Origin of the sequence: Vibrio tetraodonis, assembly GCF_003350295.1 — a bacterium.
Taxonomy (GTDB): domain Bacteria; phylum Pseudomonadota; class Gammaproteobacteria; order Enterobacterales; family Vibrionaceae; genus Vibrio; species Vibrio tetraodonis.
Genome location: NZ_QLYY01000018.1, coordinates 78,396 through 89,793 on the forward strand (window position 1 = coordinate 78,396; position 11,398 = coordinate 89,793).

Annotated in this window: 9 protein-coding genes; 4 read left to right on the forward strand and 5 right to left on the reverse strand. The window is 41.6% G+C overall.

What is annotated here, in order from left to right; genetic code table 11:
• Nucleotides 1–16: 16 nt before the first annotated feature.
• Together DPF90_RS14140 and DPF90_RS14145 are read right to left on the reverse strand one after the other, a co-directional pair.
• The gene (locus DPF90_RS14140) at nt 17–772 is read right to left on the reverse strand and encodes a general secretion pathway protein GspB (protein WP_114786985.1); all 756 of its coding nucleotides are present in this window, start codon (nt 770–772) and stop codon (nt 17–19) included.
• Complete coding sequence (locus DPF90_RS14145; protein ID WP_114787053.1) at nt 772–2,376, reverse strand: ExeA family protein; 1,605 nt, start codon at nt 2,374–2,376, stop codon at nt 772–774. The genes DPF90_RS14140 and DPF90_RS14145 overlap by 1 nt, the downstream gene beginning before the upstream one ends.
• Nucleotides 2,377–2,466: 90 nt before the next feature.
• On the opposite strand from DPF90_RS14145, the gene DPF90_RS14150 reads away from it, so the two are divergent.
• From DPF90_RS14150 to DPF90_RS14165, 4 genes are all read left to right on the forward strand, one after another.
• The gene (locus tag DPF90_RS14150; protein ID WP_114786986.1) at nt 2,467–3,687 is read left to right on the forward strand and encodes a multifunctional CCA addition/repair protein; all 1,221 of its coding nucleotides are present in this window, start codon (nt 2,467–2,469) and stop codon (nt 3,685–3,687) included.
• Nucleotides 3,688–3,988: 301 nt separating this feature from the next.
• Nucleotides 3,989–5,029: an RND transporter family protein gene (locus DPF90_RS14155; RefSeq protein WP_162814038.1), complete on the forward strand. Its 1,041-nt coding sequence runs from the start codon at nt 3,989–3,991 to the stop codon at nt 5,027–5,029.
• Nucleotides 5,026–5,496 (forward strand): Panacea domain-containing protein, encoded by a 471-nt coding sequence (locus DPF90_RS14160; RefSeq protein WP_114786988.1) that lies wholly within the window; start codon nt 5,026–5,028, stop codon nt 5,494–5,496. The genes DPF90_RS14155 and DPF90_RS14160 overlap by 4 nt, the downstream gene beginning before the upstream one ends.
• 603 nt (nt 5,497–6,099) lie before the next feature.
• Nucleotides 6,100–6,987 carry a Rossmann-like and DUF2520 domain-containing protein gene (locus DPF90_RS14165; protein ID WP_114786989.1) on the forward strand — a complete coding sequence of 296 codons (888 nt, stop codon included), beginning with the start codon at nt 6,100–6,102 and terminating at the stop codon, nt 6,985–6,987.
• Between the two features lie 426 nt (nt 6,988–7,413).
• On the opposite strand, the gene eno is transcribed toward DPF90_RS14165, so the two are convergent.
• The 3 genes from eno to mazG all read right to left on the reverse strand — a co-directional run bounded on the left by eno (nt 7,414) and on the right by mazG (nt 11,392).
• Nucleotides 7,414–8,712, reverse strand: a complete 1,299-nt coding sequence (gene eno, locus DPF90_RS14170) for a phosphopyruvate hydratase (protein ID WP_114786990.1) — start codon at nt 8,710–8,712, stop codon at nt 7,414–7,416.
• Between the two features lie 81 nt (nt 8,713–8,793).
• Nucleotides 8,794–10,434 carry a CTP synthase gene (locus DPF90_RS14175; RefSeq protein WP_114786991.1) on the reverse strand — a complete coding sequence of 547 codons (1,641 nt, stop codon included), beginning with the start codon at nt 10,432–10,434 and terminating at the stop codon, nt 8,794–8,796.
• Nucleotides 10,435–10,597: 163 nt separating this feature from the next.
• On the reverse strand, nt 10,598–11,392 hold the full coding sequence (gene mazG, locus DPF90_RS14180; protein ID WP_114786992.1) for a nucleoside triphosphate pyrophosphohydrolase: 795 nt from the start codon (nt 11,390–11,392) through the stop codon (nt 10,598–10,600).
• Nucleotides 11,393–11,398: the final 6 nt, after the last annotated feature.

Sequence of the window (11,398 nt, forward strand, 5' to 3'; positions counted from 1 at the left end):
GCCTACGCGACCTTTTTTATCCCTTCCAGTCATACAGTGCAGGAACCTGAATCTCGGTACCATTAAAAGTAATGGTGCTATGCTGGGAATCAATATTTTGCAGCTGAATATTGTCACTTATCCAATCTCCCTCTCTGTATTCAGTGCCATTAACTTTAACCCAGCGCTTGTTGGGATTACTCGAGTAAACGTGCGTTTGAAAGTTAAGAGGGGGCAACCTCCCCTGCCACTCTCGGCTATTTACAGCAAGATCAGATGCCTGGTTAGTTTGGCTAATAGTTTCATTACTCTCAAGGGCTGACTCAACCCGTAATGCAATCTCAGGTGGTAACCCAGACAGGTCCAAGCCTTTTAACAAGGTATCGCTTTCTTCTGTAACTATTGCGTCATCTTGCTGGGTGGGAATAGTATTCAAGTCGGTGTTCGATATCGCAGGCTCAGGCTTAGTAACGGCCAGCGGCGCAAAATCAAAGATCTCTCTGAGCTGTCCAAATGAGGGATAAGGCAACACTTGGTATTTAAAAGGGACTTGCTGAACTTGCGAGCTAGGCTGATTAGACACCTGCCATGTCGCTAATTTCTCGGTATAGCTTTGGTAAATACCCACAAGGCTGCTTACTAATGCTGGTGTACAGACAAGGGCCACCAACAACCCTTTTGGTATCATCCGAGGGTTTGAAAGGCTGGTCTTTTCTTGGGCGTAATAATCAAACGTCTTAAATGTCTGATGATGTTGCTCTGAATGCTCTAATGCCTGCATTACTTTCGACATTATGCTTCTCCCTCTATCATTCTCAATGATGGTGGCCTATCCTGAGAAAGCCTTTCTAAACGCTGCAAAGTCTGTTGTCCTGCGATCCCATCAACATGTAAGCCCTGCCATTGCTGGAACAATCTTACTTTTCGTATTAATTCTTTATTGTAAACATCGTTTTCTATTTCAGATTCACCCAAGATTTTTGACACGCGTCGGTTCAATTCATAGATTGCTGGTCCAGACATATTGGGTTTAAGAGTCTGGCGCCAATAGTTTTGCCATACTTGATAATATTCCCCACTCCATAGGGTCTCTAGCTTATCAAGCGGCAACTCCACTCTTTGCCCTGCGACCAATAACTGGGCATCATCATCACTCAACTTATACAAAACCGCATAACTGCTTATACCTTCACGACTGAGGGACAATAGTACAGGGACATTTGCCTCTTTTAATGTGGAAAGCTTGCCTTGTGATTGCATACAGCTAAACGCACTCTCATCGCCTTGGCGACATAATCGCTCCACGACAGATGCCTTAACCCCCCATACTCGATAGAGATCTTCCATCGCTAACTGAAAATTGTCGGACTTGGAGAGCACCTCTTGTAACTGAGCGGGAAAAGTCTCCTCTTCAACTAAAGCAATGGTTTGGGCAGGGTTGGTGTCAAGGATATACTGCTGAATCTGATTTTCCATTAGCTGGGGAACAAGCCAATAACTCGCCATGGCAAACAAGAGAGACAAACTACTGACTTTTAGCCAATTTAAGCTAGATTCTTTCTGCTCGATAGCAACTGGCCGATAGGAAGTCTGAAAACTCATGATCTCTTCACACGCAGCTTCAACACTGGATTGACTTGGCGCCGACTCACCAAGGCTATAAGCTCGCTTTAATGCCGCGTCACAGATCAAATTAATTAAGCGTGGAATCCCTAAAGAATACTCTGATATGGATTTTAGCGACTTAGCCGAGAATAAACTGCTGTCTCCACCAGCCAACTCCAAGCGATGACGAATATAAAGACTCGCTTCTTGAACATCTAAAGGTAGCAAGTGGTAGCGACCAGTAATGCGCTGGGCTAGCTGACGAAGTTGAGGCATTTGCAGCCTCTGCTGAAGTTCAGGCTGTCCCACCAGTAGCACTTTTAATAATTTCTGGTTATCTGTCTCGAGATTAGTCAACAATCTCAATTGCTCAAGCACTTCAGCCGAGAGATGCTGAGCCTCATCAATGACGAGTAGTGTTTGAATGCCATTTGCATAACTAGTAAGTAAAAAATCATGGATCGATTGATTGAACTGCTTTAGCGTCGCTCCTGAGGGATAATTTATAGTAAACTCATCGCAGATCGCCTCTAGCAGCTCTATGCTTGAAAAAGTGGGATTAAGGATAAGGCCAGTCTGAGTATCCTTATCCAAAGACTTGAGCAAAGCTCTTACTAACGTGGTTTTCCCTGTACCCACTTCACCAGACAGCATGGCAAAACCACCACCTTCACCAAGACCAGCCTGCAAACGGAACAAGGCTTCTTTATGCCGCTGGCTTTGAAAGAGAAAACGAGAACTCGGCACGATTGAAAAAGGCAGCTCAGTGAATCCAAAATATTTCTTATACATGTCTCTCGTCTCTGGGAATTTACTGACAAGAAAAGTAACATTGCTGACAACAATAGCCAATGCAAATATCCGAATATAAGAGGAACATCTGTGCAAATATTTTTAGTTGGTGGCGCAGTACGCGATAAATTTCTCAATATCGAGGTTCATGATCAAGATTGGGTCGTAGTTGGAACCACGCCTGAAGTGTTAATTAGTAAAGGGTTTTCTGCTGTTGGCAAAGATTTTCCGGTATTTTTGCACCCAAAGACCAAGCAAGAATATGCTTTGGCACGCACAGAGAGAAAAACGGGTGCAGGCTACAAGGGGTTTGATTGTTATTTTTCACCCGATGTGACTATTGAAGACGACCTTCTGCGCCGCGATCTCACCATCAATGCTATGGCGCTTGATGATAAAGGCAAATTGATCGACCCCTATGGGGGCCAAAAGGACCTCAACAATCGTGTCCTACGACATGTGTCTAGTGCCTTTACCGAGGATCCTTTGCGCGTTCTTCGAGTCGCTCGTTTTGCTGCTAAGCTTCATCACCTTGGCTTTAGCATTGCCGATGAAACTCAAGACTTGATGAAACAGATTGTGGCCTCAAAAGAGCTCGAACATTTAACCGCTGAGCGGGTTTGGCAAGAGTGGCATAAATCCCTGTCTACTCAAGATCCACAAGTCTTCTTATCTGTGCTTCGTGATTGCGGGGCACTTAAGGTTATTCTTCCCGAACTTGATTGCTTATTTGGTGTGCCTCAACCAGAAAAATGGCACCCAGAAATAGATACTGGCATCCATAATTTAATGGTGGCTAAGCAAGCCGCTATTTTGACTCCATCGACTAAGGTTCGTTTCGCCGCGCAGATGCATGATCTAGGCAAAGGGGTGACTCCAAAAAATGAGTGGCCTAGTCATAAAATGCACTGCCATACAGGCCAGAGCATCATCAAACAGTTATGTGACAGACTACGAGTACCGAATGATTATCGCGAATTGGCTTTGATTGTTTGCAAACAGCACTCAAATGTCCACCGAGCAGAAGAATTAAGAGCAGAGACACTGCTTAAGGTACTCAACAGTTTTGATGTGTGGCGTAAACCAGAGCGCTTAGATGAAGTACTAGTCGCTTGCATGGCTGATAGCCGAGGCAGGACTGGATATGAGAACATCGAGTACCCACAGAAAGCTATTTTTGAGCAAGCCTATCACGCCGCTCTATCTGTTAAAGCCCAAGATATTATTAAAGATGGTTATCAGGGCGCAGATATTCGTCTAGAGATGGACAAGAGAAAAGTTGAAGCAATTAAACGCTCTCGGTGCCTTTAAGTTTAAAGTGATGTCGCTGGACAATAAAGATCGAAACTTAGGTTCTATCACCTGACTATATAAGAAAAGTGTGACAAAAAGTTTGAAACTCAGTTTTGCCCCATTTCGTGTTAACAAAAGCTAACGGAATCCATCGCATTTCCGATAGCTATCCATAGAATTTCTAATGTCAATCATGAGGCGCGTAAAAAAACACTTTGGGCTCTAATAAATTGTTAGGTCACTGTATTGGGAAGTGTTCGAAAATCCCCTCGATTTATTGTATATTTGAACAGTAGTTTTGTGTTAAGGGTTGATACGAGTGGCAAATAGATTTGGATTTACAGGAAAGTCTGAGTTTTTCAACGACCTAGGTATGTCTTTGGGGAAAGGTATTTACATTGTGTCATCAGCAATTGGAACCATATCTTTGTCGTTGGGGTGTGCATTTGTAAGCTCCTATGCCGTCAAGACTGAATGGGGTAAATATCAAGGTTTTTGCGGTTTTATTAAATTTCTTTTACTCAACCCATGGGTTTATATTTTGGTTGGTGTAGTTTTATTTTGTGTTGGTGCGCTTGGGATTTATAAAGATCAAAGTGAAATGTCTTCTGATAATAAAAGGTTAAATAAAGAAAACTCAGAACTCAAAACAGATAAAACTAGCTTTGAACGTTCTAAATTAGATGAAATACAAAGTTTAAAAATAAAGGTTGATAGGTCTCAGGAAGAAGCTCAATTACACAGATCTAAAGTTAGTGAAATTCATAGTAGTTTAGTAGAGTCTTGGCTTAAAGGTATTGCCAAGTCTATAGACTTAGATACGTATTCTAGAGTTTCAATTTACTATGAAGATGACAAAAGTTTTTCAATATTAGCTAGGCATTCTCAAAACCCTGCGCTATCAAAAATGCATAAGCAACGATTTGCCCTTAATCAAGGTGTAATAAGTCAGAGTTGGCAGCATGGACAATGGAATGAATATGAAGCCCCACAGTATGCCGATGATAAAGATGAATATGACAAGTATATGATTGCCCGCTACAAATATTCGCAAGAGGAGCTAGATGCCATAAGGATGAAAAGTTGCAGATACTTCGGCTTGGCAATTGTAGATGTTGATGTTGATGTTGATGTTGATGTTGATGACCATATTGGTGTAATTCTTTTTGAAAGTACAAAAGAAGAACACTTTAATGAAGAAACACGAAAAAGTATTATTAATTACTGCGAAAAATATCAAAGCCATTTGTGTGCTTTTGTCAGAAATGGTCGGAACTACGACAAGGCTTCCTCGAGAAATCATCATAAGTCTCAAGTTAATTTAGAAGATATAGCCTCCTTAAAGGAGATCTTGAAATGAACAAAATTCAAAAGATAATTGCATATTTTTGCGTTAAATATCCTCATAAAGGCGAGCTGTCAAAGGCTAGACTAACAAAGCTAGTTTACCTTGCTGATTGGTTTAGTGCTTTAATCGATGACCGTCAGCTTACAGATATTGACTGGTTGTTTAACCATTATGGACCTTATGTAGATGATGTGGTTGAAGTAGCTAGCCGTAGCCCCGATTTTTCCATAGTGTCAGAACAAACAATGTATGGATCTGACAAATATCTTATTAGTTTTAATGGTTACTTTGATGAAGATTCTCTGCCACATAGAGAGCGACAGATATTAGATTTTGTGATTGATAAAACTAAGAATTTATACTTTAACGATTTTATTGATTATGTATATTCAACATATCCAGTTGAATCAAGGAATCGTTATTCAAGACTCGATCTAGTTTCACTGGCTCGTGAGTACAATGCCCTAACAAACAATTAAACACATATGAGCCTTTCTCCGGTCAATAGACAATAGCCTTCTTTTGGCTGCGTTAGCAGCCAATGCTCTCGAACAACAAACTAGTCTATTTTGCTTCGCTTCGCCCAAACTCAGCTTATCCGAAGAGGCTAGCCACGAACGCAATTCCTAACTCGAAATTGTCCAAAAGTGAGTTTCAAACTTTCTTTGGATGGAAGCAATAATTGAGTTTAAGTTTCGATCTTTGGTGTCCAACTACACCAATGTCAACTCCAGTTCAAATTGTCCGTTTTCATACTAGAAAATGTTCAAAATTTATTGTCTTTTATTCTGTATTTCGTGAGTAACGAAGCGAAAAAATGATCAAACTTTACAGTTTTAATGGTCGAATATAGCTTTAAAATGACACATTTCTGATCAATCTATATTTTCTTCTGACAGTTTGAGTGAGAGGGATAATGCATCATTATAAAATAACCAAAAAACCACCTTTCATCAATATACAAGCGAGTATTGAATTAACTCTCTTTCCCCGATAATGTGTTCATGAATTTCTTATTAATCTATTGATTGTTATATCTATATTTAGATTATGTCAGTTAATTATTTAGCTTGGGAATAAGTATGAAAATAAATATTGTGGGGGCAGGTCGTGTTGGTCAAACACTTGGAAAACTTCTTGTCGATACTAGAGTTGTGCATGTGGGTTCGATTTATAACAGAACCATATTAAACGCTGAAAAATCGGTTGTATTTATTGGCGAAGGAACTCCTATTACCGACTTGACTGATATGGAGCAAGCTGACTTATATATGGTAACAACAGCAGATGGGGCTATTGGAGAAGTGTGTGACCACATGTTAAATGTCCACAACTTTAAGCAAGGTAGCGTGATTTTTCATTGCAGTGGTGTTACTCCTTCAAGCCTTTTTAAACGAGCACAGGAGCATGGGTGCTATATCGCTAGCGTGCATCCGGTCAAGAGCTTTGCTGACCCTTCTATTGCAGTATTAGATTTTAAGGGGACTTTTTGCGCAGTCGAAGGGGATGAAAAAGCACTTGGCATACTTGAGGAATGTTTTCAAAGAATTGGGGGGCAGATAATTAGAATCAACACAGAAAAAAAAGCCCTTTATCACGGCGCGACTGTGATGGCATGCAATAACCTTGTTGCTTTGATAGAAGCAGCAACCTCAATGTATGTTGATTCTGGTCTTGATAGGCAGAGCGCGCTCAAATTGATGGAGCCAATTATTCGTGGCACCATTACTAATATATTCGCTTTGGGATCTGTATCCGCTTTGACAGGACCAATAGCCAGAGGAGACTCCGAGACCGTAAAGAAACATTTAGATGCTTTAAAAAATGATGATGGGATGATTTCCGATGTTTACTGCTCTCTTGGGAAATGGGCACTAAGTCTTTCGAAAGAGCAAGGTAGTGCAACAACAGAGTCCCTTGAAAATATTCAAATTTACTTAAATCAAAATAATACATTCAATAAAAAATAAATTTTCAATTATGATTAAGAACAATAAAAATATAAAGGCTTGTCTGGCTGGTAACGTCATAGAATAAAGAAGATTATTTTAGCCTGTTCGGTTAACGGTACGGGTTTGTCCCAACCATTTGATGCATTGCAAGTAGCGAACCTCGATGCTTGAAACGACGATTCTGGGAGGTTAGGTGTTTCTCCAACAATCTTCTATTCATCAATCTCTATACCAACCGACCAGCTGTTGCAAAATTTGTACTAATTGGTTTCTGTCCAAAAATCGGCTAGACCCAAAATAAGCAGCCAAATAAACCCCAAAAAGTTTCGATCTTAGGTTTCCTCTGACAGGTGATGAAGAGTACTCTGGATAAAGTGATAGCCATAAAAAATCGCCTCTGATACTAGAGGCGATGTTTAATAAAGCGAGCTAAACGAGCTGTGTTTACTGGCCTTTAACTTCTTTAAGACCGTTGTAAGGAGCACGTTCACCTAGCGCTTCTTCGATACGGATTAGCTGGTTGTATTTAGCAACGCGATCAGAACGGCTCATTGAACCTGTTTTGATTTGACCTGCTGCTGTACCAACTGCTAGATCAGCAATGGTTGCATCTTCAGTTTCACCACTACGGTGAGAAATAACAGCTGTGTATCCTGCATCTTTAGCCATCTTGATAGCGGCTAGTGTTTCAGTCAGAGAACCAATTTGGTTAAACTTGATCAGGATTGAGTTAGCAATGCCTTTCTCAATACCTTCAGCAAGGATCTTAGTATTGGTTACAAACAGATCATCACCAACAAGTTGGATCTTGTTGCCAAGTAGCTCTGTCTGGTGCTTAAAGCCATCCCAGTCAGACTCATCTAAGCCATCTTCGATAGAAACAATTGGGTACTCTTCAACTAGACCCGCTAGGTAGTGGTTAAACTCTTCAGAAGAGAAGATTTTACCTTCACCTTTCATGTTGTAGTTACCCGCTTCTTTGTCGTAGAACTCAGATGCAGCACAGTCCATCGCTAGCGTCACGTCTTTACCAAGCTCGTAACCCGCGAGTTCAACCGCTTCTTTGATTGCAGCAAGTGCAGCAGCGTTTGATTCTAGGTTAGGCGCAAAACCACCTTCATCACCAACTGCTGTGCTCATGCCTTTCGCTTTCAGTACTTTAGCTAGGTTGTGGAAAACTTCTGCACCGATACGTAGACCTTCTTTTAGAGTTTTTGCGCCAACAGGCTGAATCATAAACTCTTGAATATCAACGTTGTTATCTGCATGCTCACCACCATTGATGATGTTCATCATAGGCAAAGGCATAGAGAATTGACCTGGAGTACCGTTAAGCTCAGCAATATGCTCGAATAAAGGCATACCTTTGGCAGCTGCTGCAGCTTTAGCATTCGCTAGAGAAACCGCTAGGATAGCGTTAGCACCGAAGTTAGATTTATTTTCTGTACCATCTAGGTCAATCATAACCGCATCAACAGCAGCTTGATCTTTCGCATCTTTACCAACTAGAGCGTCTGCAATCGCACCATTTACTGCTTCAATTGCTTTTAGAACACCTTTACCTAAGAAACGTGCTTTATCACCATCACGAAGCTCGAGAGCTTCACGTGAACCTGTAGAAGCGCCAGATGGTGCTGCAGCCATACCAACAAAGCCACCCTCTAGGTGCACTTCAGCTTCAACGGTTGGGTTACCACGTGAGTCGATAATTTCACGACCTAGAACTTTAACGATCTTAGACATTGATGATTCCTCTCGTTCAAATATAAATGTCAAACTTAAAAGGCAGCAGCACAACTTATGCTACTGCCTATGTCCTTTTTTCTACTGCTCAAACTCACCGCGGGAAAATTGCCCTGCGGCTTTTACAAAACCAGCAAATAGCGGGTGTCCATCTCGCGGTGTCGAGGTAAACTCTGGATGGAATTGAGCCGCTACAAACCAAGGGTGAGCTGGATTCTCAATCATCTCTACCAATTTTTTATCCGCAGATAAACCTGACACTTTCAAGCCAGCCTTTTCAATTTTAGGTCGAAGCACATTATTGACTTCATAGCGGTGACGGTGACGCTCATGGATAGTAGCACTACCGTATAACTCTCTCGCTTTAGTGCCTTTCTCTAGGTGACACAACTGAGAACCAAGACGCATAGTACCACCAAGATCTGAGGTTTCTGTACGCTCTTCAACTTTACCTTCGCCATCAACCCATTCTGTGATCAATCCAACAACAGGGTACTTAGTCTCTTTATTAAATTCTGTTGAATGTGCACCTTCAAGACCTGCTACATTACGCGCGTATTCAATCAGTGCAACCTGCATCCCAAGACAAATACCTAAATAGGGAACATTATTTTCACGCGCATATTGGGCAGAGCGAATTTTACCTTCAATACCACGATCACCAAATCCACCGGGAACCAGAATCGCATCAAGGCCAGCCAACGCTTCATCACCTTTACTCTCAACATCTTGAGAGTCTACATATTTGATGGTGACATTGAGTCGATTTTTAAGACCTGCATGTTTGAGCGCTTCGTTGACGGATTTGTAGGCGTCAGGTAGCTCGATGTATTTACCGACCATGCCAATGGTGACATCGCCTGTCGGGTTAGCTTCTTCGTAGATGACTTGCTCCCACTCAGACAAGTCAGCTTCAGGTGCGGTAATACCAAAACGAGCGCAAACAAGATCATCAAGGCCTTGAGATTTGATCAACTGTGGGATTTTGTAGATAGAGTCGACGTCTTTCATTGAAATGACGGCTTTCTCTGGAACATTACAGAATAATGCAATCTTCTTACGTTCATTAGCAGGGATCATGCGATCGCTGCGACAAACCAAAATATCAGGCTGAATACCAATCGAAAGCAGCTCTTTTACAGAGTGCTGAGTGGGTTTTGTTTTCACTTCACCAGCGGCGGCTAGATATGGAACCAAAGTCAGGTGCATGAACATAGCACGCTCGCGCCCTAATTCCACAGCTAACTGGCGAATCGCTTCCATAAATGGCAAAGATTCAATATCACCGACTGTACCACCGACTTCAACAATAGCGACATCATGACCTTCAGAGCCTGCAATCACACGATCTTTGATCGCATTCGTGATATGAGGAATAACCTGAATCGTCGCACCTAGATAATCACCACGACGCTCTTTACGCAGAACATCGGCATAAACACGACCAGCAGTAAAGTTGTTACGCTTACTCATCTTAGTGCGAATAAAACGCTCATAGTGACCAAGATCTAGATCAGTTTCAGCACCATCTTCCGTTACAAAAACTTCACCGTGCTGAGTTGGGCTCATAGTACCCGGATCGACGTTAATGTACGGATCCAGCTTCATCATAGTCACTTTAAGACCACGAGCTTCAAGAATAGCGGCAAGTGATGCTGCTGCAATACCTTTACCTAGAGAGGATACGACCCCGCCAGTAACAAAAATGTAATTTGTCGTCATGTTTAACCTGAAATTGGTTGAATGAGGGAAATGGGTTTTCTTCTGGACGGGAGATAAATATACCAGAAGACCCTTATCGCCACAACGTGAAATCTATCACACTGTCATTTTTTATTTCTTGCTTCAAATCAAATTAGAATAGCGCATTTTTGGCTACGTCGAACTATGACTCTTGCTGTTTGACTTGATTCCAAAACTCGTCAAGCTGCTCTAAATTGTAGTCTTTCAATTGTTTACCTTGAGTCGCAACAATAGATTCTATCCCTTTAAAGCGGCGCATAAATTTATGATTAGCTTTACTCAATGCCGATTCAGGATCTTTTCCTAGATGACGACTTAAATTCACTGTCGCAAACAATAAATCTCCCAGCTCTAGTTCAAGTTTTTCTTCATTTGGCGATACCTGAAGCGCTTCATCCATCACCTCATCAATTTCTTCTCGAACTTTGTCGACCACTGGCCCTAAAGAATCCCAGTCAAATCCGTAACGGGCACACTTTTTTTGAATTTTATTTGCTCGTGATAATGCGGGTAATGAACTAGGGACAGAGTCTAAAATGCTTTGTTCAGTACTACCTTTTTGAGCCTTCTCTTTCGCTTTTTCTGCTTCCCAGTTGTCTGAAATTTCTTCTTCACTTGAAAACTCTACATCCGAAAATACATGTGGATGGCGACGAGTCAGCTTCTGGTTAACATCAGTAACGACATCAGAAAATTCAAACAACCCCTGCTCTTTCGCTAGCTGGCTATAAAAAATCACTTGAAACAAAAGATCGCCCAACTCTTCTTGTAAATTGGCCCAGTCTCGCTTGTGAATGGCATCAACAACTTCATAGGTTTCTTCAATCGTATGCGGGACAATAGTGTCAAATGTTTGTTGTAAGTCCCACGGACATCCTTGCTCTGGGTCACGTAACTTCATCATTATTTGTTCTAATTCTTCTATTGGGTGACTCATCATTCT

Bases quoted from the DNA above. Each gene is read 5' to 3' on its own strand.
- DPF90_RS14145 (WP_114787053.1), bottom strand. From the start codon at position 2,376: ATGTATAAGAAATATTTTGGATTCACTGAGCTGCCTTTTTCAATCGTG.
- DPF90_RS14140 (WP_114786985.1), bottom strand. From the start codon at position 772: ATGTCGAAAGTAATGCAGGCATTAGAGCATTCAGAGCAACATCATCAG.
- DPF90_RS14160 (WP_114786988.1), top strand. From the start codon at position 5,026: ATGAACAAAATTCAAAAGATAATTGCATATTTTTGCGTTAAATATCCT.
- DPF90_RS14165 (WP_114786989.1), top strand. From the start codon at position 6,100: ATGAAAATAAATATTGTGGGGGCAGGTCGTGTTGGTCAAACACTTGGA.
- eno (WP_114786990.1), bottom strand. From the start codon at position 8,712: ATGTCTAAGATCGTTAAAGTTCTAGGTCGTGAAATTATCGACTCACGT.
- mazG (WP_114786992.1), bottom strand. From the start codon at position 11,392: ATGAGTCACCCAATAGAAGAATTAGAACAAATAATGATGAAGTTACGT.
- DPF90_RS14175 (WP_114786991.1), bottom strand. From the start codon at position 10,434: ATGACGACAAATTACATTTTTGTTACTGGCGGGGTCGTATCCTCTCTA.